This window comes from Pseudoxanthobacter soli DSM 19599 (assembly GCF_900148505.1).
Classification (GTDB): Bacteria; Pseudomonadota; Alphaproteobacteria; order Rhizobiales; family Segnochrobactraceae; genus Pseudoxanthobacter; species Pseudoxanthobacter soli.
The window spans coordinates 516,413-539,784 of record NZ_FRXO01000004.1; the positions used below are offsets into that span (position 1 = coordinate 516,413).

Here is a 23,372-nt window from a genome sequence, read left to right on the forward strand (position 1 = left end):
GATCAGTTCAATCTGACGGGACATGCTCTGGACGGCCGGAGGCTGTGCGGAGGTGGCATTGTCCACGTCCCTCTGGCGCCGCCGCGCGGCTCCGGGCTTGCGCAGGCGGCTTTCCGGGGACGAAGATGCCCGGCGCCTACAAACCCGCCCCGCCGTTCGCCGGATCGGAGACGCAGATGACTCCCGAATTTCTCCTGACGTCGCTGATCATCGTCGCCTCGCCCGGGACGGGCGTTCTCGTCACGCTGGCGGCCGGCCTTTCCCGCGGCACACGGGCGTCGATCGTCGCGGCATTCGGCTGCACGCTCGGCATCGTGCCGCACATGGTCGCCGCCATTACCGGCCTCGCCGCCTTGCTGCATGCGAGTGCGGTGGCGTTCGAGACCGTGCGCTATGCTGGCGTCGCCTATCTTCTCTACATGGCGTGGAGGACGCTGCGCGAGAACGGCGCCCTGAAGATCGAGGCCGACGAGACGCCGCGCTCGGTTCGGGAAGTGATCGTCTCCGCGATCCTCGTCAATCTCCTCAATCCGAAGCTGTCGATCTTCTTCTTCGCCTTCCTGCCCCAGTTCGTCGGCGCTGGCGCGGCGTCTGCGCTGCCGCAGATGCTCGAACTGTCGCTCACGTTCATGGCGATGACGTTCGTCGTGTTCGTCGTCTACGGCGTGTTCGCTGCCTCCGTGCGCAGCCGCATCCTGTCGCGTCCGGCGATCGTGACCTGGATGCGCCGGACGTTCGCCGCCGCCTTCATTGGCCTCGGTGTCAAACTCGCGCTGACGGAACGGTGACGCCGGCTTCCATTCGTGAGGAGGCGAATGCCGGCGACAGCACCAATCAAGTCAGACCGTCATTCCTTGTCGGCGAAGGGGTTCTCGCCCTTGCGCAGTGACAGACGCACCGGGCAGCCGCGCAGTTCGAACGTCTCGCGAATGCCGTTGACGAGATAACGCGTATAGGAGTCGGGAAGCGCCTCGGGGCGGGAACAGAATACGACGAAATGCGGCGGGCGCGACTTCGCCTGTGTCATGTAGCGCAGCTTGATGCGGCGACCGGACACCGCCGGCGGCGGATGATGCTCCAGAACCGCACTGAGCCAGCGGTTCAGGCGGCCGGTGGAGATGCGCTGGGTCCACACCTCGCGCGCCTTGAACGCCGCCTGCATGAGGCGATCGATGCCGTCGCCCGTGAGGCCGGAGACCGGGATCATCTCGACGCCGCGGATCTGCGGTAGCAGCCGTTCGACCCGCTCGCGGGCGTCGCGCAGCGCCGCATTGCGGTCCTCGACGAGGTCCCACTTGTTGAGCGCGATCACGACCGCGCGGCCTTCACGCACGACGAGATCGGCGATCTGGAGATCCTGCTTCTCGAACGGCGCCGTGGCGTCGAGCGTGACCAGCACCACTTCCGCAAAGCGGATTGAGCGGAGCGTCTCGCCCACCGACAGCCGTTCCAGCTTGCCTTCGACGCGGGCCTTGCGCCGCAGTCCCGCCGTGTCCACCAGGTCCACGCGCCGGCCGCGCCATTCCCACGGCACAGTGATCGAATCACGGGTGATGCCGGCCTCCGGACCGGTAAGCAGCCGGTCCTCACCCAGAATCTGATTGATGAGCGTCGACTTGCCCGCATTCGGCCGGCCGACGACAGCCATCTTCAGCGGCCGACCGAGGAGCCCTTCCTCGTCTTCCTCGTCGGTATCGACGACGACGGCTTCAGCCACGACATCTTCCTCGGATGTCGGGTCCGGGAAATGTGGCATGAGGGCTTCGTAGAGGTCGGCGAGGCCCTCGCCGTGCTCGGCCGAAATCGCCACGGGTTCGCCAAGGCCAAGACCATAGGCCTCCATCGCGCCCGCCGCGCCGGCCTTGCCTTCCGACTTGTTGACGAGAAGGATCACCGGGCGCGAGGTGCGCCGCAGGATATCGGCGAAATGCTCGTCGATCGGCGTCACGCCGGCGCGCCCGTCGATCACGAACAAGACGATGTCGGCCTGCTCGATCGCGGCGTCGGTCTGCGCGCGCATCCGGCCTTCGAGGCTTTCGGAATCCGCTTCCTCAAGGCCGGCGGTGTCGACGATGGTGAAGGTGAGATCGCCCAGGCGGCCGGTGCCTTCACGGCGGTCGCGTGTCACGCCCGGCGTGTCGTCGACGAGCGCGATACGACGGCCGACGAGCCGGTTGAACAGGGTCGACTTGCCGACATTCGGCCGTCCGACGATGGCGACGACGAGATCCATCTGGTTCCCCAAAGTGCGGCACCTTCGGTGCCGCCATAAAGCGTATTGAACATGGCTGCGGCGCCTGCGGTCCATTGGACCGGCAAGCGCCGCGCCACATATTCGATCGGTGCACCGTGTCCGGCGGCTCAACGGTAGCCGGACAGCGTCCCGATGCCTGAAACCACGACCATCGTGCCGGACGCCACAACCGGCGACATGAAGGCCGGATCGCCGATCTTGCGCGGCGTGGCGACCTGGCCGGACTGCGGATCGACCGTTACCATTTCACCGACGCTCGACACGAACCACAGCTGGCCACCGGCAAGCACCGGGCCGGCCCAATGAGAGCGCTTCGACTTGGTGCTCACGACCGGCAGCTGGGTCGACCACAGCGGCTTGCCGGTGAGCCGGTCCAGCGCCGCGGCGCGGTCGTCGAGATCAACCAGGAACAGCGCATTGCCCGAAACCACCGGCGTATGGGCGCTACCGACGTTCTGGTCCCACTTGCGCTCGCCGCTCTTCAGGTCGACGGCGATCGTGCGGCCTGAAACGCCCGAGGCATAAACCATACCGTCGGCGATGACAGGGCTCGCCGCGACATCGGACAGCGACGACAGCGCCATGGTGCGTGTCGCCTGGGTCACGGCGTCCGACCAAAGCGGCTCGCCCTTGGCGATGTCGAAGCCCATCACCTCACCGGATGAATAGGGCACGACGAGATTGTTGCCGGAGACGGCCGGGTTCGCCGCGGCGAGCAGCCCACCGGATTCAGGAATGCCGCGGTACGACCAGGCCTCGGTGCCGTCGGCCTCATTGACGGCAAACACCACGTTCTGATCGCTGACGACGAACACCTTGCCGCCGGAGACAGTGGGCGCGCCGCGCGCCGGCGTTGTCAGATCCTTGGTCCAGAGCGTCTTGCCGCTCGAGGCGTCGAGTGCGGTCAAAGCCCCGTAGCCCGTTGCGACGAACACCTTGCCCTGATCGTAGGCGACACCGCCGCCCAGCGCGACGCTCTTCTCGCCTTCGGGCTTCAGCGAAACCTGCCAGGAGCGTCCGCCGCCGGACAGCGACAGTGCGGAGACCGAACCGTTCGGCTGGTAGACGAACACCTGACCGCCGCCGATCACCGGACGAGCCGATACGCGATCGGCGATGGAGCCGCCCGCAAGCCAGTTGGTGCCGACGCTGCCGCCCATCACGGTCGAGCTCCAGGCCCGGCCGCCCGAGCCGGAGAATGCGACGTTGCCCGGGTTGTTGTTCGCGGGACCGCCGGCATTCGGCCATTCGGCATTGGACTGGGCGGCGCTGATCGTCGCCGAAGAGCGGGTCTGGGACGCACTCGCAAGCGCATCGTCGCTGGTGAACACGTCGACGCGCGTCCCGGGCAGCGGCGTCTGCTTCGGATTGAAAGGGTTCAGGCTCGACAGCGTGTCGCAACCGGCGAGGCCGAACGCGAGCACTGCCGCAAGGGCAAGACGGGCAAGGGGAGAGACGGAGGCGGACGGCGGCATGAGGTCCCTCGGCATTGGCGGACTATCATCGGAACGGCGACGCGCCCTGCTCGGGCGCGTCGCGGCTTCGGCCTCAGGAGGCGTCGTTGGCGTGTTCTGCCGGAGCCGGCATGGCGCTCTGGATGACCGCCAGCATGATCCGGGCCCGATCGATGGCGTCGCTCGGGCCATCGGGATCGCTGACAATCGCCTGGAAATAACGCTGCGCAGCCTCTAGATCGCCGCCGGCATAGGCCGCAAGGCCCATGATCTCACGCGCCGGCTGGCGCCAGGGCCCACCCTCCACCGCAAGTGAGGAAACCCGCGTTTCCGCACCCTTCGGGTCAGCCCCTGCGAGGGCGAGATAGCCGGCACGAACGTGGGCGAGATTGCGATAGAGAATCGGTACCGAACCGTCGGAAGCGATCGCATCGAACGCGGCGATGGCAGCCGCGCTGTCGCCACCGGCGGCAAGCTCGCTCGCAGCACGGAACTGTCCGAGGATCTTGTAGCCGCCGCCCTTTTCGTCGGCGAGTTTCTGCATCGCGGCGGCGGCGGCCTTGTGATCGCCGGCGGCAGCCGTCTGGAGTGCGGCATAGAACTGGTCGCCGCCGGACTTGGCGTGAGACTCCTTCCAGGCCTCCCACGCACGCCAGCCGCCGACCCCGGCAACGACCACGACGGCCAAGCCGATCACATAGATACCGAACCGGTTCCACAGCCGCTTGAAGCGCTCGTGCCGCAGATCCTGTTCGATCTCGTTGAAGATATCCGCCATCGTCCTCGTTCCCGCCGCGCGGCGCTCGCCGTGCGGCGCGTTGCCGCGCACAGGCGCAGCCAGCCTTCGTTCGCCGGACGCTTACCGCGTTCGCGGGAATTCGCCAAGCAAGAGTTGGTGTATCGGCCTCGCCGTGCGGGCGCCGGCTGGGCGCCAAGGCCCGGTCAGACGACCGGGACGCCGATCAGCAGCAGATGCAGTTTGAAGACGATCACGGCGTAAACAAGGAGGCCGATTACAATCGCGAGCACATCGTTGCGCCAGGGGCCACCTGAAACCACCACCTGCCCCGCCGCCTCGCGCCGCTTCAGCGAAATCCGGTCGGCGACGGACCAGAGGAGGAAGGCCGCAAACAGGGTGACGGATGCCATGTCGCCGTTGGCGAGAAGATGTGCGAACGCCCAGATCATCACCGCCGTTACCATCGGATGGCGGACGAAAAGGCGAATGCGTCCGGGCAGATAGGTCGCAACAATCAACACCGACGCCACCGCCATGAGGAGCATCGTGACATGGCGCAGCCAGAACGGCGGCACGTAGAACTCGGTCGCGCCCTCGGCGCGCGCCTGTCCGTACCCCAGCACGATGAGCACGAGCCCGACCAGGGAGACGACGGAATAGACGATTCGATAGGGCGTCGCTCCCATGCGCGCCACCAACGGCGCGCGAAACCGCGACGTGGGAAGCAAGTGCGCCCCGAGAAAAATCACCAGCCCGACAATGAGGCACAGCATCGCCGCCCTCCGCATGAGAACGGGGCACCTTAGAGCAGTTCGCGCACCAACGAACGGTGTCGCGGCGTCGCGCGTGGCGCGACGCCGCAGCCAAGACCGCCCGGGCCAAGGTCGCCCGAGCCAAGGCCGCCTGAGCCAAGGCCGCCTGAGCCAAGGCCGCCTGAGCCAAGGCCGCCCACGGACTATTCCTGCGACCGCGCCTTCTCCAGCGGAATATAGCCGAGCGGCAGCGACGTCGTATATTTGATCTGCTCCATCGCGAACGTCGTGCTCACGTCGGAGATGTCAATCTTCGAGATAAGCTTCTTGTAGAAGGCATCGTAGGCGGCGATGTCGGGAACAACCACACGCAGGAGATAATCGACGGAGCCCGCCATGCGGTAGAACTCGACGACCTCCGGGAATTCCTGGATGACCGTCGCGAAGCGCATCAGCCAATCCTGGGAATGCTGGCTGGTGACGATCGAGACGAACGCTGTGACAGGCGCATTTACCTTGGCGGGATCAAGCAAGGCGACCCGCCCGGTTATCACGCGATCCTCCTCCAGCTTCTGGATTCGGCGCCAGCACGGTGTGGTCGACAGCCCGACCCGCCGTGCGATCTCCGCCACGGGAACGGTGCAATCCTCCTGGAGGATCGACAGAATCTTGCGGTCGGTGCGGTCGATCATGGCACCAATCATCCTATTATCTATAGACTGAATCGACTAATCGCCTCATGAGATACACGTTCCGGATTTGACCCGCAACAGGAATGAATTTCCACAAAAGAAATAAGGTCACGGCCGCCGCGAAATGAAGGCGGCCCACGAGGCCGGCGGCACAAGGCCCGTGCCGCACGGCCTCCGGGTGACGTCAGTGCGTGCCGCCGCTCGGTCCGGAGACGCCGGCGCCCGCGAATGTCGCCATGCCGGCATGGGTGCGAGCGGCAGCGCGCACGATGCTTGCGGCGAGTGCGGCGCCGGTGCCCTCGCCGAGCCGCATGCCGAGATCGAGCAGAGGTTTCTTGCCGAGCCGTGCCAGAACGGCGGCATGCGCCGGCTCGGCCGAGAGATGCCCGATCAGGCAATGGTCGATGGCGTGATCGTCCACCGCATGCAGCACTGCCGCCGCCGATGTGGCGACGAACCCGTCGACGATGACCGGGATGCGCTGGTGCCGGGCGGCCAGGATCACGCCCGCCATCGCCGCGATCTCGCGGCCACCGACCCGGCGCAAGATCTCAAGCCCGTCGCGCTCGCCGCCGATCCGCGCAACGGCCGCGGCGACTGCCGCCCGCTTGCGCGCGAGGCCGGCATCGTCGACCCCGGTCCCGCGGCCGATCCAGTCAGAAGCCTCGCCGCCGTAGAGCGCATGATAGATCGCCGCTGCGACGGTGGTGTTGCCGATGCCCATTTCGCCGATGCAGAGCAGGTCCGTGCCACCGGCAATCGCCTCCATGCCGAAAGCCATCGTCGCAACGAGACCGACCTCGTCGAAGGCGTCCTCTTCGGTGATGTCAGGAGTCGGCACCTCGATGGCGAGTTCGAGCACCTTGAGGCCGATATCCTCGGCAAGACAGATCTGGTTGATGGCCGCGCCGCCCGCGGCGAAGTTCGCCACCATCTGCAAGGTGACATCGGCCGGATAGGCGGAAACGCCCTTGGCGGCAACGCCGTGGTTGGCCGCGAAGACGGCGACCAGCGGACTGCGCACGTCCGGGGGCGAACGCCCCTGCCAGGCCGCCAGCCATTCGACGAGATGCTCGAGACGCCCGAGCGAACCGGGCGGCTTCGTCAGTTCGCAGTCCCGGCGCCGCACCGCTTCCACCGCCGCACGATCCGCGCCGGGTGCTCCGCGAATCAGGGCACGCATGTCTTCCAGCGGGTGGGCCATCCTGGACATCCTGTGATGAGAGGCTGATGAGGGCCGCGATCCATAGCCCAGATCGGACGGGCGGGCCAATATGCGGGCGCAGAAAGCCGCCGGCCGCTCAGCGCTGGCCGCCGGCGCGGACATCGACGATAATGAAGGCCGTTGAATATCGCTGGAGCGTATCGCGCTTTGCCGGCCTGTTGGCGGCATATCGCGCCCTCTACGTGTGACGGACTCTCGACGGCAGCCCCATCTCGACGGCGGACCCTTGCAGCATTCCTCTTCCCCCTTTGCAGACGCGCTCCTGAAGCGGCTCGCCGAAATCGCGGCTGCCGTCCGCTTCTATTCGCGCCTGCCGGTGCCAAGGTTCGGACCGGCCGACGATCCGGCGGCTCCACCGTCGCTGCCGCAGCTCGCGTGGGCCGTGCCGATCGCCGGTGCGCTGATCGCACTGCCGGGAGCGCTGGTGCTGGCGACCGCCCTTGCGGCGGGACTTGCCGCCCTCCCCGCGTCCGCGCTCGCAGTGGCGGTTCAACTCGCGGTCACAGGTGCGCTCCACGAAGACGGCCTCGCCGACACCTTCGACGGCTTCGGCGGCGGCTGGGGCCGCGAGCGCAAGCTTGAAATCATGCGCGACAGCCGCATCGGTGCCTTCGGCGCCGCCGCCATCGTGATGGCCCTCCTGCTGCGCGTGACGATGTTCGCCGCCATCGCCGGCGGGCTCGGCCCGGGCGCCGCATTCGCGGCCTTCATTGCCGGGCAGTCGGCGTCGCGGGTCGGCGGCGTCGCCCTTCTGGCGATGGTGCCTCCAGCCCGCCGGGATGGCGCGGCCGCGGCGGTCGGGCGACCGCGCACGCAAGACCTCGCGGCCGCGTTCTTTGCGGCGGTCTTGATCACCCTCGTGCTCGTGGCGCCGCGATTCGGCGTGCTCGCTGCGCTCGCAGCCGCCGCACTGATCGCCCTCGTGACCGTCGCCATGGCCTTCTGGTGCGACCACCAGATCGGCGGGCAGACCGGCGATGTGCTAGGCGCCGACCAGCAGCTTTCGGAGATCGCCTTCCTGCTGGTGCTGGCAACCGTGGCCGGTTGAGCGATGGTTCATTCCACGCCCGTTGCAAGGCAATCGTCCATCACTGTCTCCTCGCCCTGCATTCGGCTCTGCGCGATCGACGGCGCCACCGGCCTCTGCCGGGGATGCGGCCGCACGCTGGACGAAATCGCGGCATGGGGTGGGCTCAGCGAGACGGCACGTCTGGCCATCATCGCCCATCTTCCGGAACGGCGAGCAAGGGCCGGGCACACGCCTCGCGACGGAGGGGTTCAGGGCTCGGGATCGCGCGGATCTGAATGAAATCGGCGCAATGTGCCGGCCCGTCATCTTGCCGGACGCAGACTCGGTTCGTACCTGCGAGATGCGACGCCGCAGGCTTGCCCTTCTTCGGGGAAGATGCCGCGGAGGAAGGAACCGAATGAACGCCGGCCCCAATCTCTCCCGTCTGGCACGAACCATCGCCGGCATCGCGTTGCTGGCCGTGTGCGCCTGGGCAGTGGTCGCGTATCTGGCAAATCCACCTGGAACAGGCAGCCGGTCGACGCTCGTCTCGCTCGATTCGTCGCTGCCGCAGGCAGTCGCGCTAGGCGCGATCGCGGTCGCTCTGATCGCGAGCCTCGCGCTTTCACGCCCCCGCTGGCGCTCGGTCGGCGCGGCCGTGCTGCTGTGGGGTGGGCTCGCCGGGCTACTCGTCGCGGGCTATGCGTCCTGGAGCGATCTCGGTGCGGTCGGACGCCGGACGCTTGCAGCCCTTGCGCCCGGCTATGCCGTTTCCGATGGAAGCGGCGCCGTCACCATCGCCCGGGACTCGGCTGGCCACTTCGCCGTGACCGGCTCGGTCGACGGCGCGCCGACCCGGTTCATGATCGATACAGGCGCGTCGAGCGTCGTTCTCACCAGCGCGGATGCGGCGAACGCCGGCATCGCGACCGACACGCTCGATTATTCCCGCCCCGTACAGACGGCCAACGGAGTCGGATGGGCGGCTCCGGTTACGATCGACCGACTGTCGATCGGAGATCTCACGCTGCAGAACCTGCCTGCCCTCGTCGCCCGCCCGGGCGCACTCGATACCAGCCTGATCGGGATGAACGCGCTCAACCAGCTATCGGGCTTTTCCGTCAGCGGAAACACCATGACCCTGACCCGGTAAGACCCTGACCCGATAGCGGGCAGCGGACGGGAAGCGTCGCCGGCGCTCAGGCCGCCTCGTCGGACAACGATGCGCCTTGCGTGACGGCCGAGAGGGCTTCCGCGATCACCTCCACACCGGCACCGGGCCGGTGGGAGGCGACGGTGAGGATGCGCCGCCAGGCACGCGCGCCCGGGCGGCCGGCGAACAGGCCGAGCATATGGCGCGTGATGGAGGACAGCGGCGCACCGCGCGCGCATTCCGCCGCGGCATAGTCCATCATCCTGCGCACCACGGCGACGGGATCGCCGTCCGGCGTGTCTTCGCCATAGAACTGGCGGTCGACCGAGAGCAGAAGCGCTGGCGTCTGGTAGGCGGCACGGCCAAGCATCACGCCGTCGACCTTAGGCGCCAGGGCGAGCGCCTCCTCGATCGAGCCGATTCCCCCGTTGATGCCGACGAAGACGGGTCGGGAGCCGGCATCGAGCCGCTGCTTCAGGCGAAACACGCGATCGTAATCGAGCGGCGGAATGGTGCGGTTCTCCTTCGGCGACAGACCCTTGAGCCACGCCTTCCGGGCATGGACCCAGAGCGCGTCCACGCCTTCAGCCACGACGGCGTCAGCGAGAGCGTCGAGCGCCACCTCCGGGTCCTGGTCGTCGATTCCGATCCGGCATTTGACGGTCACGGGCACCGCGACAGCGGCCTTCATCGCGGCGACGGAACGCGCCACGAGCGCGGGCTCCGCCATCAGGCAGGCGCCGAACCGGCCGTCCTGCACGCGGTCGGAAGGGCAACCGACATTGAGATTGATCTCGTCATAGCCGCGGTCCGCGGCGATGCGCGCGGCCTCGGCGAGCATCGCGGGATCGCTGCCGCCGAGCTGCAGGGCTACCGGATGCTCCTCCTCGGCAAAGCCGATCAACCGGTCCCGGTCGCCGTGGATCACGGCCGCAGCGGTCACCATCTCCGTATAGAGCAGAGCCCGGCGCGACAGCATGCGATGGAAAGCCCGACAGCGCCGGTCGGTCCAGTCCATCATGGGGGCCGTGGCGAACCTGCCGACGGCGCGGTAGCTTTCATATGCTGTCGTCATCCGGACACCTTCCCTGCGATGGCCAAACGCGGCGCATTCTCATTTCACCGGTTGGTCTCACAAGTCCGGCCTGGTTGAAACGGTCACGTCCGAGAGCGGCCGCGCGGCCGACAGCCGCCCCTTTCGGCGAGGTGTACAGCGCCCGGACGAGAAGAGAAAGCGAGGTGCCGAGCGGGCACCCGCCTGTGGATCGTCTCAGGACGAAAGCTGCACGACAGTTTGGCTCTATAGTGGCGATAAAATACAAATTGGCGGATTTATGGACGCTCGTTACAAAGTCGTTGCGAACCCTGAGGGCAGGTGCGCGGGGGCCGAGGCGACTCGGATGGGGTATGAGGCTTAAGTGTGCTGCCGCGCTCGGCTGCGCGCCGAGAAAGACGGTGTCGAATCGCGGTTACTCCCGGACGGGACGACCGGGAAACCCTGGTACTCGTCCACGGTGCCGCGCACTTACCATCGCGGTCGCCGAGCCGACGGCATTGACGCCACGGCGCCCGAAATCTCCGCGCATCGTAGAAAGTGTGAGGCTGGCGTGGTGAGACGCTCGATAGACCCGAATATAAGCGATTATCCCGCCCCGATGAGCGCCGAAAAGGCACGGCGGGAGGCAAGAAACGCCAAGCGTCTGAACAGGCAGGTGCCTTACGGCCACCCGTATCGGCTATCGCCGCAATTCGTTCCGTATTGGCTCGCGAAGCTGATCGGCAAACTAGACGCCTACATGAATGCGCCGATCTCTCGCAGTCAACGCGCCGGTCGACGCCGGTCTTAGTGGCATTCACGCAACAGCCTCGAAAGAACAGTCCGAGGCACTGACATTATGTTTTCATCGCTGAACGCCATACCTCGCGGACACTAAAGCGGCAGCGGTCAACGATATAAATTAAAGTTCAACGACGGGCCGGAACGGCAGATTGTTGTACGATAAATAAGAGAATCTGTTTCGCGCATAAAAGTCGACAGATTCAGTCTTTCTTTGAATGAGGGTGGATTTTTCGGCGTATATCGTTCGCTTTGAAGTTATAAATACTAAAATATGTAGAATTTTACATTTCTTAACAAACCGCTAAAATTTCAATCATCGTCAAATTCACCTCCATATGTGCGAAACCGCACATATGTAATCAGGCGGGAAGGGTTGCCGTCCCGAAAGGCGTGGTGTACCGTTCAGATATGGGTACTGGGTTTGTCTCTGGGTGGGGTTCAAGACGCAATGCAAAATTCGGTTCGTAAGGGCGTGATCGCCGGGCTCGGGCTCCTTCTGGCTGTTACGCAGGCCTCCGCAGCTGAAGTCAGCGTTGTTTCCGGCGTCGTCAAACAGGGCAGCGGCACCGTCGTTTCCAAGGGTGGCACGCTCGGCGACGTGACGTCCGGCAAGTCTGTCGTGGCCCTCGCCGACAGCGTTGTGCAGATTTCTACCTCCTGCGGGGCTAAGAACGTGTCGCTGGCATCCGGCAGCAGCCTGCCGGCGGACTTCGCGGTTTGCGCGGCCGGCAAGGCTCCGTTCAGTCTGGCTGCAGGCCAGGCGTCTGGCGCTGGGGCTGCCGCGGGTGCTACCGGGGCTGCCGCGGGTGCTACCGGGGGTGCGGCTGGCGCTGGGTCCACCGCTGGTGTGGGCGGCGCGGGTGGGGCTGCTGTTGGCGGCACGATCGCTGGGATGGGTGTGGCAGGCGGTGTCGCTGCCGTGGTTGGCACCGCCGCTATTGTGGCTGCTGTTGCAGGCGGGGCGAGCTCGAATGGTGGTGGCGGCGGCGGTCCGCTTCCCTCGGCCCCGCCCCTCTGAAAACGTCTCGATGATAAGACGATAGCGGCGCGCTTCTGATTGTGACCAAAGTCGCTTCGTCTTCACGAATGTTTATGTCGGGGGAAGCGGGTCGCGTTCTCCTGATCTATACGATTGTCGTTGTCTCAATCGTGTTCCTTTTGAGCGGTATGCCTGCGCGAATCGCAAGCATACCGCTTTTTGTTTTTGCGCTCTGGCACCTCGCACAACGCCGGATGATCACGGGCGAAATCGTCGCCATGTGGATCTCGGGCGCGGTGATCGCGCTGCCGCTGCTGCAGCTCGTGCCACTGCCGCCGGAGGTGTGGACCCGCCTGCCCGGCCGCGATTTCATCGTCGTGGGGGATATGATCCTGGGTGAAAAGCCCGCGTGGCGACCGCTGAGCCTAGACCCGGCGCAGACGATGCGCGCTCTATTGTTCATGTTGCCGGCCTTCGCGGTCTACTACGCCACCCTCGCGCTCGATGCCCGCAGCCGTCGGCTGCTGGCGCTTGTGATCGTGATCCTGGCGACCGTCAGCGTCCCGCTCGGGCTCGCCCAGGTTGCTGGTGGCGTGGACAGCCCGCTGCGCCCGCTGCTCGGCCGCAGCCATGGCAATGTTCCGGTGGGTTTCTTCGCGAACCGGAATCATTTCGCCGCCCTCCTCTATGCCGCCATTCCGCTCACGGTCGCCGGTGTCGTCCTTTCGCTCGACCGGCATGACGGGCGGCGCCTCGCGGGCGTCGTCGGCGGCCTCGTGATCATCGCCACCCTGCTGCTCGGCGCGGGTATGTCGGCATCCCGCTCGGGCGTCGTGCTGTCGATGCTCGCGCTCGCCGGCTCCGCGGTGCTGATCTGGCGGCGGGGCGGAACGAGCCGGTATGCCGGCCGGCTCATCACCGTCGCCGTTATCATCGGCGCGTTCCTGGTGCTGGAATTCGGCCTCGCGCGTCTGCTCGCGCGCGCGGCACAGGACCCGCTGGCGGATGCCCGATTCGAGTTCCTGCAGGTTGGAAAGCAGCTCGCGGCCGCTGTTTCGCCGGCAGGCACGGGAATCGGGGCGTTTGCCGGCGCTTATGCGATGTACGAGTCGCTGGATCTGACATCGCGCTATTTCGTCGACTATCTTCACAATGACTGGATGCAGATCTGGATCGAGGGCGGCGCTCTGGCAGCTCTCGTAGGCGCGGCTTTCCTCGCATGGTTCGGATGGCGCTGCTTCCTGGTCTGGCGTCACGGCGGCGGCGCGGCCGCGCCTGATGCCCAGGGCAGGTATGCCGACGATTCGCAGCTGCTGCTGGCACGGGCGGCCACGATCTCGATTGCCTTGCTGATGGGGCACGCGGTCGTCGAATACCATCTCCGGGCATCCGGCATGGAGTGCGTCTTCGCGATTCTGCTGGCGATGCTGACGCCGGCCCCGAGACGTCCGCTTCGTCCGGGCGCACAGGAGCGTCAGCGCCAACAGGGCTTATCCGTTGGCGTCCGCCACTCTCATCGGTCATCCGCGCGGATCGCGGCTCCCTCGCCTCGTCGCACGCCCTGAACGGCGGCGCGCCCATGCGCCGGTTGCGATGGGCCGGAACGCGCATAGTCGGCAAAGCCACTTATGCCGAAGCGGGCGCCGCCGTGCGCGTGCCGGCCCGAGGCGCCGAAGCCCGCACCAGCGCGTGGATGAAACCCAGCTTCTCTTCGATCGGACCGGACAAGACGAAGGGGTAGACATCCGGCTGCCCCATGCTGCGGTTCAGCGCGTTGACGGCAACCGTCACCGAGGGCCATGTCTTCATAAGCGGCTCGATCGAGGCCGAGCGATAGGGATCGAAGGCAATCGCCGCCTTCAGCTGCTCACCGCCCGCGATGCGCGGATTGATCGTCAGTCCGAACGAGCGCGCCGTTTCCAGCGTGTCGACGATGTGCATGTAATGCGCCCAGGTCTCGGCGAAGTCCTCCCAAGGGTGGGACGTCGCATAGGCGGACACGAAGTTCACCTGCCAGTCCGCCGGCGGGCCATCGCTGTAGTGGCGCTGCAGTGCTGCACCGTAGTCCTCGCGCTCGTCTCCGAACACACGGCGGCATTCCTCCAGCATGGGTCCGTCGCGCACGAGGCGATCCCAGTAATAATGCGCGATCTCGTGGCGGAAGTGGCCGAGCAGCGTGCGATAGGGCTCGCCCATCGCGTGGCGTCGCTCCTCCCGAACCGCGTCGTCGGCTTCGGCGATATTGAGCGTAATGAGTCCGTGATCGTGGCCAGTCAGAACGCGCTGCACATTACCCTGAGCATCCACCACGTCAGCGACGAAGTCGAACGCCAGGCCTTCTTCGGGATCATCCTGCCGGGTGGGATGCTGGAGCCCCAGGCGCAGCAGTCCATAGAACAGATAGTGCTTGGCGGTCTCGATCCTCCGCCAGCGCTCGGCGTTCGCCGTGTCGGACAAGTCCGGAAGCGTGCGATTGTGGCGGCACGCCGGGCAGAGCGTGTCGTCGCTGTCTGCCGGCAGCAACCAGTTGCACGCGCCGTCCACGGCGTTGTCGCAGAAGAGCAGCAGTCCCTTCTGCTCGCCCCCCAGTCCACGCCATGCGCCGTCTGAAGGCTCGAGCGTCACCATGGTGCCCGCCTCCGGATCGTAGCCCACGGCGTGACCGCAGGCGATGCAATGGGAATTCTCGAAATAGATCGGACTGTGGCAATGCGAGCATTCAAACAGCTTCATTCTCTCGCTCCAAAGACATGCCCGGATGCCCCGGCAAACGTTCACCATGTCGGCTCGGGTCGACGTCATCCGGTCCGTCCGGTGCTCGACACCCCGCACGCAGCCACGGCGGGGGCTGCAAGCTGCGGACAACGTGTCGGCGCCGCTCCAGTTCCATTCACAGGCCGGTCGCAACCCTCCCTTGCACACGGTGATGCGCTTGCACAGCTTCTCCGATCCGGTTTGCGGTGGGTATGAGAAAGGCCCTTGGCGACCCGCATACATCGTTTAACGTCCGCCCGAGCCGACGGTGACCATGCGTTCACGCCGGCGAAGGGACGGGCATTCTTGGGGGACTCGGTCAGATGCGTTTCGTCGGTCTTGCGAAGGCACTGGGATTGGTTGTCGCAATGGTCGCGGCCAGCCCGGCCGCAGCGGCAGAGCAGGCTCAGACGTCCGGCGGGCTAGACGGCTGGACGATGAAGGGCACGGTGCTGCTGAGCCGGCATGGCATGCGCGGGCCGACGAAGGCGATCCGCTGCGAGGGCAGCGATCCATCCACGTGCCTCGACGCAATCGTGCAGACGCACTGGCCGGACCTCAACGTCGTTGCGGGTCACCTCACGCCACAGGGATACGACCGCGCGGTGACGATGGGCGGCTTCTACCGCTCGCTTTATGCCCATGCCGGGCTTCTGCCGGAACGTGGGTGCCCCGATCCGAAGTCGGTCGAGTTCGTCTCCGACGGCGTCGAGCGCACGGTGATGACCGCGGGCGCCGTAATGGACGGCATGTTCCCCGGCTGCGACCTCAAGGCACTCGCCGTGCACCCGAAGCTCTATGAGGGGCCGAGTTGCGGCTATGACCAGAAGGTGGCGGCAGCGGCAACGCTGGCGCTTGTCGGCGGCTCCTGGAAGACCGTCATCGAGGGTGAACTCGCCGGGCCGCTCGCCGCCATGAGCAAGGTGCTCGGTCCCTTCACGGCCGACGGCTGCAAGGCACATGGCGCGACGGCCCCCTGCTCTCTCGCCACCCTGCCGGTTTCGGAAACAGACCCCGGTGCCGTCTCGGTCGCCTCGCAGCCGGCCGAGCAGTTCATCATGCAGTACGGCGCGGGGCTTTCCGGCGACGAAGTCGCATGGGGCCGGCTGCCCGAAGCGACGGGCAAGCCGCTCCCGGAAGCCCTGACGTTCGTCAACGCCATCCATGCCCTGAGCGACCGGGCCGGTCACATGCCGCGCTATCAGGCTGCCAAGCAGGGTTCCGCCGTGCTCTATCCGGTGCTGGAATCGCTGACGGAGGTTGCGGAGGGTCACGGACCGGCATTCAAGTTCTTTTCAAGCCACGACAACTACATCCTGAATGTCGGCGGTCTCCTCGGCTTGAAATGGCAGCTCGACAGCTATCAGCCCTACCAGATCCCGCCGGGTGGGGCCGTCGCGTTCGAAGTATGGCAGCCGCCCGAGGGGGAACTCGCCATCCGCATCGTCTATTACGCGCAGACCATCGAGCAGCTTCACGACAACACCGCGCTCAGCGTCGCGCAGCCGCCCGCCTCCACGGTGATGCCGGTTGCGGGATGCTCGGTCTATGCCAACGGCGCCTGCCCCTGGAGCACCTTCCGCAAGATCGCAACGGGCGCCATCGACATGGCCTGCGTGGACCCCAAGCGGAACTGAAGTGCGGAACTGAAAAAGCGGAAAAGGCCAGGCGTTCGATGCGCGAATGGCGAGTGGAGTGCCCCTCGCCGCTTCAGCGCAGGAACACCCAGGCGATCGCGCCGGCGACAAGCGCAATCGCGCTGACAGACGATGCCGTGAACGCCAGCCCGCGCGAACCGACAGCCGTTGCCATGACACATTTCGAGATCGTGTTCACACCCGCAGCGATCGCGATGCCGGTCGCCGCCGCTTCCACCGCGATGCCGGAGCCAGCCATGCGCGACATGGAAAGTGTCAGGGCGTCGACATCGGCGATGCCCGAGACAGCGGCGACGACGTAGGCACCGGCGTCGCCGAGGGCCCCGACGGCGATTTTCGAAACGAGCGTGATCACCGCGATGAAGCCGGCGAGCTTCAGAGCGACGGCTAGATCGAGCGGATTGCGCAGCGTGAGCGCCGATGACCCGCCTGCCGCGCCGGCGGAACGCCAGAACAGCAGGCCGGCGGAGACCAGGAAAACCGCCGCCGCAGCCGCGAGCGGCCAGGCCAGCGAATAGGCGAGCGACTGGTTGAACAGCACGGCGATGAAGAAGACGCGGGCGACCATCACCGCCGCCGCGAGCAGGATGCCGCCGGCCAGCATGAGATCGCTTCCGCGCCCGCCGCCGCCATCCCGTGAAAGCCGTGCGAGCGTCATGGTCACGGCGGTCGAGGATGCGAGCCCGCCGGCAAGCGAGACCAGCACGATGCCGGCACGGTCGCCGATGGCCTTCACCGCGATGTAGCCGACGAACGAAAGCGCTGCGATGATGATCGCCAGCAGCCAGATTTCTGCGGGGTTGACCGCCTGCCAAGGATCGATCGTGCGATCGGGCAGGATCGGAAGCAGCAGGAAGGTCATCGCAAGCAGGATCAGCCCTGCGCGGATTTCCTCCCAGCTGAGATTGCGGACCCAGGCATGCAGCGGCTGCTTGAGGGCCAGCAGCAGCGTGACCACCACCGCCGACCCGGCGGCGATGCGCACGTCGCCGAGCACGGCATAAGCGCCGAGCACATAGGTCGCCATCGCGGCGACGATTCCCGTCGCGCTGAAATCCCGGTCGACCTGCGCCTCGAGCCAGCGAAACACCGTGAACACCGCCGTCAACGCGACGAGGCCGGCAGCGAGCAGTCCGGCTCCTGCCGCCGGCACCAGCGCCCCGCAGATGCCGCCGAAAAGTCCTGCAATTGCGAACGTACGGAAGCCGGCGGCCCGGCCACCCTCAGCTTCGTTGCGCGCGTGCCACCCGCGCTCGAGCCCGATCAGCAACCCGATCGCGAGTGCGACGGCGAGGCGGACAGCGAGATGCTCGAAGGGCATGGGTTTCGTCTTCCGGCACGGCTGGAGCGGCCGGGGCTCCGGCGCCGCGTCAGCTTAAAGCGCTTTCCCGCCGGAGGAAATCATCGCCCGGACGGTTCGCCGGACGAGCTTTGTGAAGCGCCCGCCCGAATCGCCGGGTAGCCGTCCCCGGCAGCTGCACCGGGTATTCGACGGGAATGACCGCAAGCGGCTCAGGGAAGCGACCGCGCCACCTCTTCGAGTTGCGTCATCGCGGTACCCCAGCCGTCGAAGAAGCCAAGCTCCTCATGCTTCTGGCGATCGGCATCGTCCCTGTGAAGGCAGAGCGCCTTGTAGCGGGTACCGGAACCTTCGTCTTCAAACGTGAAGATGGCGGTGATGCCCATCCCCGGCAGTGCCGGCCGCCAGCCCTCGACGAGCATGGAGGTACACACGATCCGCTCCATCGGCACGATCTCCAGGAAGAGCCCCGGATTGTCGCTCTCCCCGCCATCGGGGCCGCTCATGAAGGTATGAAATGCACCTCCCGCGCGGAAGTCGAAGGCGCGCACCTCCGTCGTCCATGGCCTGGGGCACCACCACTGCCTCAGAATGTCCGGATCGCTCCACGCCCGCCACACCTTCGCACGCGGCGCGGCGACGACACGCACGATCTCAAGATCGAGCCGGCTTGTTGTCATCTTCTGTTCCTCCCTCCAACAAGGCGTCGAGACGATCGAAGCGCGCTTCCCACAGGGCACGCTGTTCGGAGAGCCACGCACCGGCGAGCGCAAACGCGTCCCGGTCGAGCGCGCAGGTCCGCACGCGGCCTTCCTTGCGCGTGACGATCCAGCCGCTGCTCTCGAGCACGCGGATGTGCTTCATGAACGACGGCAGCGCCATGGCGAACGGCTCCGCCAGATCGCTGACACTCGCCGGTCCCTTGCTCAGCCGTTCGAGAACCGCCCGTCTCGCAGGATCGGCCAAAGCTCGGAACAGCCCGTCCAGCCGTTCGCTTGCGTGTTCCAATTCCATGGAGAGCAGTATGGCCGATTCAACACTTAGCTCAAGAGCTAAGTGTTCGTCCGCAGCGGACGCAACCGGGGTTGACCGGGCGGACATCAGGCTTTCAGGAAGGCGAGGCGCTCGTCGGTCCGGCCGGGTGCGATGGCCACGATCTCGGCACTGACGACGCCCTCGGCGACGAACGGATCGGCCTGAACCCTCGTCTCGATCTCGTCAGCGGACGCGTTGTGCGCGAGGATTGCGCCGCCCGCGCCCGGCAACAGGCTTCCGGCGACGAGAAAGACACCGTCGTCGAAACCCCGCCGGAGCCAGGCATTGTGTGCATCCATGAACTGCGGCGCGCGGGCCTTGTCGGCAAAGCGAAGCGTGATGAAGAACACGATCTCTCCGTCAGTCGGGTCGGTGTGCTTCAAGAGTGGAGCTCGCTGGAATCTGGGCGGCGAGCCATGCTTCCATGTCGGCGACTTCGCGGCGGATGAACGCCTCATCGCGGAAGGCGGTGGCAAGCGTTGCCACCCCCTGGCTGCGCATCAGAAGGTGAAGCGCCAGGGTATCGGCGTCGCTCTCGCGCCCGAGCCGTTCGAACTGCCGGCGGAGCCACGCGCGGAACACATCTAACAGGCCGTTCGCCTCCACCCTCGCCGCATGGTCGAGCTTCGCCAGTTCGGCGCAGAGGGTTCCGACCGGGCAACCATGCGCCATGATCTTCGCCCGGTTCATAAGAAGAATATGGACGAAGCTGCGAATGCTTTCCGCCGGGGACGCGGCGCGCTCCTCCCAGGCTGCGAGCATCGCTTTTGTCTTCGCCTTCCTGAGGGCGATCACAGCGCCGAGGATCTCATCTTTCGTCTTGAAATGGTAATAGAAGTTGCCGCGAGACAGCCCGACATCCCGGGCAATGTCTGCGAACGACGTCGCCTCGAAGCCGCGCTCATAGAAAAGCCAATCCGCCACATCCACGATCTGAGCGCGTGTCTCGCCTGCACCCATCCCGGCCCCCCCAAAAACGTCGGCGCTGATATCAAGTCCCAATTTAGGACAATTGACCTACGTCATTAGGTCAATTGTCCTACACGGTCAAGGCATGCTGCTCGGCCGCCGGCGCCGAAGCAGATGGAGCAATGTCAGGCGATTGGTCTCTCCTATCGCGCGACAGCCAGGGCCGGCTGCGAGTCCCGCCTTCACGCCCGGCCGCACGACCGCCATCAAGGTGATACCCGTCATGCTGGATGCAGGGCCGCCCTGGAGATTCCATTCCGGACTCGACTTCGCCATATATGTCGAATAGTCTCGACATATGGAATCGGAGCAAGCCATTCTCGTTTTCGCTGCCCTCGCGCAGACGACACGTCTCGACGTGTTTCGTCTGCTGATGAAGCATGAACCGGACGGGCTTCCAGCCGGAGAGATCGCCAGGCATCTGACGATCCCGCACAACACGATGTCGACGCATCTGGCGATCCTCACCCGCGCAGGGTTGATCGAAGCCAGGCGCCAGAGCAGGTTGATCATCTACCGTGTGAAGCTGGAATCTGTGCGTGATCTGACTGGATTTCTTGTCAATCAATGCTGTGGTGGTCACCCGGAAGTATGCGCTCCGCTTGTCGCCGAGCTATCGCCATGCTGCCAGAACAACGGTACAGCAAAGGAGGATATCCATGACTGATCTTCTTATGCCCCGGCAATTCGGGCCAATCGATTCTGGCAGACAATTTCTTGTTGATCTGATGTTTCCATCCGATCGGAAAGCGCTCTAAGGACAGCGGTGGACGCACCGTGTATTTTCCGGCGGCAACCAACCCAAAGGCACCGTCAATTCGATCGCCTTGAAGATTTTGCGTGCGCGCCTACGATTGTCCGTACGAATGCTTTCGGTCAGAGATCTGGGGAAGAACCCGCCAAACCGGAGCCACCTTCCAAAACTGAATTCTCATTACATCAGGAAATCGGATCGCCGTGTTTACCGCGCCACCGATCGCAAGTCTGGATCGCATGACGCTCGGTTCCAGCCTGGACGCGGTCGACCTATTGCGCGGCACGACCAGTGCGCATGAAACCGCAGCATGAGGCCGTTTATGGACATCATCATCTATCACAATCCCGGTTGCGGCACGTCGCGCAACACCCTGGCGATGATCCGCAATGCCGGCGTCGAGCCGCACATTATCGAGTACCTAAAAAACCCGCCGACGCGCGAGATGCTCGCGCAGTTGATCGCGCGGATGGGCATCTCGGTCCGTGACATGCTGCGCGAAAAGGGCACGCCCTATGCGGAGCTTGGCCTTGGCGATCCGGCACTGACAGACGATCAGCTTCTCGACGCCATGATGGCGCATCCGATCCTCATCAATCGGCCCATCGTGGTGAGCCCAAAGGGCGTGAAGCTTTGCCGGCCATCGGAGGAAGTGCTCGACCTGCTGCCGCCGCAACGGGGCGAGTTCGCCAAGGAAGACGGCGCGTTGGTGGTCGACGAGCAAGGCCGCCGCGTGGCGGGGACTTGAGGCGCGGATGTCAACCTTCGAACGCTATCTCACGCTCTGGGTCGCAGTGTGCATCGTCGTCGGCATTGGGCTCGGCCATGTCATGCCCGGCGTTTTCCAGGCCATCGGCGAGGCCGAGTTCGCCAGGGTGAATTTCCCGGTCGCAGCGCTGATCTGGCTGATGATCGTGCCGATGCTGGTCAAGATCGACTTCGTCGCGCTCGGTCAAGTCAGGGAGCACTGGCGCGGGATTGGCGTCACTCTCTTCGTGAACTGGTTCGTGAAGCCGTTCTCGATGGCCGCGCTCGGATGGCTGTTCATCGGCCACCTGTTCCGGCCCTACCTGCCGGCAGACCAGATCGACAGCTATATCGCCGGGCTCATCATCCTCGCGGCAGCGCCCTGCACAGCCATGGTCTTCGTGTGGTCGAACCTGACGAAGGGCGAACCGCACTTCACGCTGTCTCAGGTGGCGCTGAACGACACGATCATGGTGTTCGCCTTTGCGCCGATCGTCGGGCTGCTGCTTGGCCTCTCGGCTATCACCGTGCCGTGGGACACGCTCGCCCTGTCGGTGGCGCTCTATATCGTCGTGCCGGTGATCGCCGCCCAGCTCTTGCGCCGCCGGATACTCGCCACCGGTGGCGAGACCGCCCTGAGACGTTTCCTGGACCGCCTGCAGCCGTTGTCGCTGGTGGCGCTGCTCGCCACCCTCATCCTGCTCTTCGGCTTTCAGGGCGAGCAGATTCTGGCGCAGCCGGTGGTGATCGCTCTGCTGGCGGTTCCCATCCTGATCCAGGTCTATTTCAATTCGGGGCTCGCCTATCTCCTCAACCGAGTCTCCGGTGAGCAGCATTGCGTTGCCGGCCCTTCGGCACTGATCGGCGCATCCAACTTCTTCGAACTGGCGGTCGCCGCCGCCATCAGCCTGTTCGGCTTCCAGTCCGGCGCCGCGCTTGCCACCGTCGTCGGCGTTCTGATCGAGGTTCCGGTCATGCTCTCCGTCGTCTGGATCGTGAACCGTTCCAAAGGCTGGTACGAGAGTGGACGGCCGGCCGACGTGCAACCAGCGAAGGGACGCGACATCGGATAGAGCGCGCTCCGGTCGCAGCCCGGCACCCGCGATGCTTATGGCTTGCGGCCACAAACCTCACGCACGATGCCACGCAGCCAGCGATGGGCAGGATCAGCTTCGAAGCGCGGGTGCCAGGCGAGCGAGATGGCGAGCCCCTCGACCGGCACGGGAAGATCGAAGCTGAGAAGACCCGCCCTCGCGGGCTCAGTCAGCCGTTCGGGCATCGCCGTCACGTGATCGGACATCCGCACGACCGCGAGAGCGTCGGCGAAGTTTGCGACAGCCAGCGCGACAAAGCGTGTGAAACCATGCGTCGCCAGAGCCTCGTCGATGGGCCCGGCGAAGCGCCCGCGTCGGGAGACCGACACATGGGGAAAGGACGAGAAGCGCTCCGGCGTTATTCCGGCAAGAAGCGGATGATCCGGCCGCACGACACCGACAAAGCGGTCGTGGAACAGGGTCTGCAGGCGAATCTCCGGCCCCATCGTCCCGATCACGCCGACATCGGCGTCGATCCGCCCGTCGCGCAGTCCCTCGACATCCTCGGCGTCCTCGGGGGCGAAGCGAAGCCGAACGTGGGGAGCCTGACTTGCGGCCAGTGAAGCCAGCGCCGCACCGAAGGTGCCGACGAACCCATCGCTGGCACGAATGACGAAGGTGCGCTCCAGCCGCGAGAGATCGAGATCGTCCTCTCCTCGCACCAGCGCCTCGGCATCTGACACGAGACGGCGCAAACGGTCACGCAGGGCTTCGGCACGCGGGGTCGGCACCAGCCCACGCCCGGCTCGCACCAGCACGGGATCGCCGATCAGGTGCCGGATGCGTGCGAGTTGACGGCTCATCGCCGGCGGAGAGAGGTTCAGCCGCTGTGCCGCACCGACGACGCTGCCTTCCGACAAAAGGGCGTCGAGCGTGACCAGAAGGTTCATGTCGATAGGCGGCGCGTGACGCCTGGCCGTTGGCTTGGCGATCATGATCGGACCATCTCGCATCAGTGCATGAA

The 23,372-nt window shown here is 65.6% G+C and carries 23 protein-coding genes; 9 read left to right on the plus strand and 14 right to left on the minus strand.

Features of this window, described 5'->3' with window-relative positions:
* Positions 1 to 176: 176 nt before the first annotated feature.
* Positions 177 to 788, plus strand: coding sequence for a LysE family translocator (locus tag BUF17_RS12595; protein ID WP_073629320.1), 612 nt, complete (start codon positions 177 to 179; stop codon positions 786 to 788).
* Positions 789 to 847: 59 nt separating this feature from the next.
* On the opposite strand, the gene der is transcribed toward BUF17_RS12595, so the two are convergent.
* The 6 genes from der to cobT form a co-directional block, all read right to left on the minus strand.
* Positions 848 to 2,233 (minus strand): ribosome biogenesis GTPase Der, encoded by a 1,386-nt coding sequence (gene der, locus BUF17_RS12600; RefSeq protein ID WP_073629120.1) that lies wholly within the window; start codon positions 2,231 to 2,233, stop codon positions 848 to 850.
* Between the two features lie 128 nt (positions 2,234 to 2,361).
* Positions 2,362 to 3,729 carry a PQQ-like beta-propeller repeat protein gene (locus BUF17_RS12605; protein ID WP_073629122.1) on the minus strand — a complete coding sequence of 456 codons (1,368 nt, stop codon included), beginning with the start codon at positions 3,727 to 3,729 and terminating at the stop codon, positions 2,362 to 2,364.
* 73 nt (positions 3,730 to 3,802) lie between these two features.
* On the minus strand, positions 3,803 to 4,486 hold the full coding sequence (locus BUF17_RS12610; RefSeq protein WP_073629124.1) for a tetratricopeptide repeat protein: 684 nt from the start codon (positions 4,484 to 4,486) through the stop codon (positions 3,803 to 3,805).
* Positions 4,487 to 4,650: 164 nt separating this feature from the next.
* Positions 4,651 to 5,220: an NnrU family protein gene (locus BUF17_RS12615; protein WP_073629126.1), complete on the minus strand. Its 570-nt coding sequence runs from the start codon at positions 5,218 to 5,220 to the stop codon at positions 4,651 to 4,653.
* A 182-nt stretch (positions 5,221 to 5,402) separates the two neighbouring features.
* Positions 5,403 to 5,888 carry an Lrp/AsnC family transcriptional regulator gene (locus BUF17_RS12620; RefSeq protein WP_210215442.1) on the minus strand — a complete coding sequence of 162 codons (486 nt, stop codon included), beginning with the start codon at positions 5,886 to 5,888 and terminating at the stop codon, positions 5,403 to 5,405.
* A gap of 187 nt (positions 5,889 to 6,075) precedes the next feature.
* Entirely contained in the window at positions 6,076 to 7,104 is a 1,029-nt protein-coding gene (gene cobT / locus BUF17_RS12625; protein ID WP_073629130.1) for a nicotinate-nucleotide--dimethylbenzimidazole phosphoribosyltransferase, read from the minus strand.
* Between the two features lie 238 nt (positions 7,105 to 7,342).
* Between cobT and cobS the strand changes: the two genes are divergently transcribed.
* From cobS to BUF17_RS12640, 3 genes are all read left to right on the plus strand, one after another.
* Positions 7,343 to 8,164 carry an adenosylcobinamide-GDP ribazoletransferase gene (gene cobS, locus BUF17_RS12630; RefSeq protein WP_073629132.1) on the plus strand — a complete coding sequence of 274 codons (822 nt, stop codon included), beginning with the start codon at positions 7,343 to 7,345 and terminating at the stop codon, positions 8,162 to 8,164.
* A 3-nt stretch (positions 8,165 to 8,167) separates the two neighbouring features.
* The gene (locus BUF17_RS12635; protein WP_073629134.1) at positions 8,168 to 8,425 is read left to right on the plus strand and encodes a DUF1289 domain-containing protein; all 258 of its coding nucleotides are present in this window, start codon (positions 8,168 to 8,170) and stop codon (positions 8,423 to 8,425) included.
* A gap of 118 nt (positions 8,426 to 8,543) precedes the next feature.
* Positions 8,544 to 9,278 (plus strand): retropepsin-like aspartic protease family protein, encoded by a 735-nt coding sequence (locus tag BUF17_RS12640; RefSeq protein WP_073629136.1) that lies wholly within the window; start codon positions 8,544 to 8,546, stop codon positions 9,276 to 9,278.
* Between the two features lie 46 nt (positions 9,279 to 9,324).
* Here BUF17_RS12640 and dusA read toward each other — a convergent pair whose 3' ends face one another.
* Complete coding sequence (gene dusA / locus BUF17_RS12645; protein ID WP_073629138.1) at positions 9,325 to 10,353, minus strand: tRNA dihydrouridine(20/20a) synthase DusA; 1,029 nt, start codon at positions 10,351 to 10,353, stop codon at positions 9,325 to 9,327.
* A 1,857-nt stretch (positions 10,354 to 12,210) separates the two neighbouring features.
* On the opposite strand from dusA, the gene BUF17_RS12650 reads away from it, so the two are divergent.
* A complete protein-coding gene (locus BUF17_RS12650) occupies positions 12,211 to 13,662 on the plus strand; it encodes an O-antigen ligase family protein (protein WP_175563688.1) in 1,452 nt (483 codons plus the stop codon).
* 61 nt (positions 13,663 to 13,723) lie between these two features.
* Here BUF17_RS12650 and BUF17_RS12655 read toward each other — a convergent pair whose 3' ends face one another.
* On the minus strand, positions 13,724 to 14,830 hold the full coding sequence (locus tag BUF17_RS12655; protein WP_073629142.1) for a zinc-binding metallopeptidase family protein: 1,107 nt from the start codon (positions 14,828 to 14,830) through the stop codon (positions 13,724 to 13,726).
* 344 nt (positions 14,831 to 15,174) lie between these two features.
* Here BUF17_RS12655 and BUF17_RS12660 point away from each other — a divergent pair, with 344 nt between their 5' ends.
* Complete coding sequence (locus BUF17_RS12660) at positions 15,175 to 16,488, plus strand: histidine-type phosphatase (RefSeq protein ID WP_084564577.1); 1,314 nt, start codon at positions 15,175 to 15,177, stop codon at positions 16,486 to 16,488.
* Positions 16,489 to 16,561: 73 nt separating this feature from the next.
* Here BUF17_RS12660 and BUF17_RS12665 read toward each other — a convergent pair whose 3' ends face one another.
* The 5 genes from BUF17_RS12665 to BUF17_RS12685 all read right to left on the minus strand — a co-directional run bounded on the left by BUF17_RS12665 (position 16,562) and on the right by BUF17_RS12685 (position 19,804).
* On the minus strand, positions 16,562 to 17,830 hold the full coding sequence (locus BUF17_RS12665; RefSeq protein WP_073629146.1) for an MgtC/SapB family protein: 1,269 nt from the start codon (positions 17,828 to 17,830) through the stop codon (positions 16,562 to 16,564).
* A gap of 191 nt (positions 17,831 to 18,021) precedes the next feature.
* Positions 18,022 to 18,489 (minus strand): SRPBCC family protein, encoded by a 468-nt coding sequence (locus tag BUF17_RS12670; RefSeq protein WP_073629148.1) that lies wholly within the window; start codon positions 18,487 to 18,489, stop codon positions 18,022 to 18,024.
* Entirely contained in the window at positions 18,464 to 18,817 is a 354-nt protein-coding gene (locus BUF17_RS12675; protein ID WP_210215443.1) for an ArsR/SmtB family transcription factor, read from the minus strand. Before BUF17_RS12675 ends, BUF17_RS12670 begins: the two co-directional genes overlap by 26 nt.
* Positions 18,818 to 18,909: 92 nt before the next feature.
* Positions 18,910 to 19,194 (minus strand): YciI family protein, encoded by a 285-nt coding sequence (locus BUF17_RS12680; RefSeq protein ID WP_073629150.1) that lies wholly within the window; start codon positions 19,192 to 19,194, stop codon positions 18,910 to 18,912.
* Between the two features lie 10 nt (positions 19,195 to 19,204).
* Positions 19,205 to 19,804: a TetR/AcrR family transcriptional regulator gene (locus BUF17_RS12685; RefSeq protein ID WP_073629152.1), complete on the minus strand. Its 600-nt coding sequence runs from the start codon at positions 19,802 to 19,804 to the stop codon at positions 19,205 to 19,207.
* Between the two features lie 307 nt (positions 19,805 to 20,111).
* Between BUF17_RS12685 and BUF17_RS12690 the strand changes: the two genes are divergently transcribed.
* From BUF17_RS12690 to arsB, 3 genes are all read left to right on the plus strand, one after another.
* Complete coding sequence (locus BUF17_RS12690; protein WP_073629154.1) at positions 20,112 to 20,480, plus strand: ArsR/SmtB family transcription factor; 369 nt, start codon at positions 20,112 to 20,114, stop codon at positions 20,478 to 20,480.
* 409 nt (positions 20,481 to 20,889) lie between these two features.
* The gene (gene arsC, locus BUF17_RS12695; protein ID WP_073629156.1) at positions 20,890 to 21,315 is read left to right on the plus strand and encodes an arsenate reductase (glutaredoxin); all 426 of its coding nucleotides are present in this window, start codon (positions 20,890 to 20,892) and stop codon (positions 21,313 to 21,315) included.
* A gap of 7 nt (positions 21,316 to 21,322) precedes the next feature.
* The gene (gene arsB / locus BUF17_RS12700) at positions 21,323 to 22,387 is read left to right on the plus strand and encodes an ACR3 family arsenite efflux transporter (RefSeq protein WP_073629158.1); all 1,065 of its coding nucleotides are present in this window, start codon (positions 21,323 to 21,325) and stop codon (positions 22,385 to 22,387) included.
* Between the two features lie 35 nt (positions 22,388 to 22,422).
* On the opposite strand, the gene BUF17_RS12705 is transcribed toward arsB, so the two are convergent.
* Positions 22,423 to 23,343, minus strand: coding sequence for a LysR family transcriptional regulator (locus BUF17_RS12705; protein ID WP_073629160.1), 921 nt, complete (start codon positions 23,341 to 23,343; stop codon positions 22,423 to 22,425).
* Between the last annotated feature and the right edge of the window lie 29 nt (positions 23,344 to 23,372).

Excerpts from the sequence above, each read along its gene's own strand:
- BUF17_RS12595 (WP_073629320.1), top strand. The coding sequence starts at position 177 with ATGACTCCCGAATTTCTCCTGACGTCGCTGATCATCGTCGCCTCGCCC.
- der (WP_073629120.1), bottom strand. The coding sequence starts at position 2,233 with ATGGATCTCGTCGTCGCCATCGTCGGACGGCCGAATGTCGGCAAGTCG.
- BUF17_RS12605 (WP_073629122.1), bottom strand. The coding sequence starts at position 3,729 with ATGCCGCCGTCCGCCTCCGTCTCTCCCCTTGCCCGTCTTGCCCTTGCG.
- BUF17_RS12610 (WP_073629124.1), bottom strand. The coding sequence starts at position 4,486 with ATGGCGGATATCTTCAACGAGATCGAACAGGATCTGCGGCACGAGCGC.
- BUF17_RS12615 (WP_073629126.1), bottom strand. The coding sequence starts at position 5,220 with ATGCTGTGCCTCATTGTCGGGCTGGTGATTTTTCTCGGGGCGCACTTG.
- cobT (WP_073629130.1), bottom strand. The coding sequence starts at position 7,104 with ATGTCCAGGATGGCCCACCCGCTGGAAGACATGCGTGCCCTGATTCGC.
- BUF17_RS12635 (WP_073629134.1), top strand. The coding sequence starts at position 8,168 with ATGGTTCATTCCACGCCCGTTGCAAGGCAATCGTCCATCACTGTCTCC.
- BUF17_RS12640 (WP_073629136.1), top strand. The coding sequence starts at position 8,544 with ATGAACGCCGGCCCCAATCTCTCCCGTCTGGCACGAACCATCGCCGGC.
- dusA (WP_073629138.1), bottom strand. The coding sequence starts at position 10,353 with ATGACGACAGCATATGAAAGCTACCGCGCCGTCGGCAGGTTCGCCACG.
- BUF17_RS12650 (WP_175563688.1), top strand. The coding sequence starts at position 12,211 with ATGTCGGGGGAAGCGGGTCGCGTTCTCCTGATCTATACGATTGTCGTT.
- BUF17_RS12655 (WP_073629142.1), bottom strand. The coding sequence starts at position 14,830 with ATGAAGCTGTTTGAATGCTCGCATTGCCACAGTCCGATCTATTTCGAG.
- BUF17_RS12660 (WP_084564577.1), top strand. The coding sequence starts at position 15,175 with ATGCGTTTCGTCGGTCTTGCGAAGGCACTGGGATTGGTTGTCGCAATG.
- BUF17_RS12665 (WP_073629146.1), bottom strand. The coding sequence starts at position 17,830 with ATGCCCTTCGAGCATCTCGCTGTCCGCCTCGCCGTCGCACTCGCGATC.
- BUF17_RS12670 (WP_073629148.1), bottom strand. The coding sequence starts at position 18,489 with ATGACAACAAGCCGGCTCGATCTTGAGATCGTGCGTGTCGTCGCCGCG.
- BUF17_RS12685 (WP_073629152.1), bottom strand. The coding sequence starts at position 19,804 with ATGGGTGCAGGCGAGACACGCGCTCAGATCGTGGATGTGGCGGATTGG.
- BUF17_RS12690 (WP_073629154.1), top strand. The coding sequence starts at position 20,112 with ATGGAATCGGAGCAAGCCATTCTCGTTTTCGCTGCCCTCGCGCAGACG.
- arsC (WP_073629156.1), top strand. The coding sequence starts at position 20,890 with ATGGACATCATCATCTATCACAATCCCGGTTGCGGCACGTCGCGCAAC.
- arsB (WP_073629158.1), top strand. The coding sequence starts at position 21,323 with ATGTCAACCTTCGAACGCTATCTCACGCTCTGGGTCGCAGTGTGCATC.
- BUF17_RS12705 (WP_073629160.1), bottom strand. The coding sequence starts at position 23,343 with ATGATCGCCAAGCCAACGGCCAGGCGTCACGCGCCGCCTATCGACATG.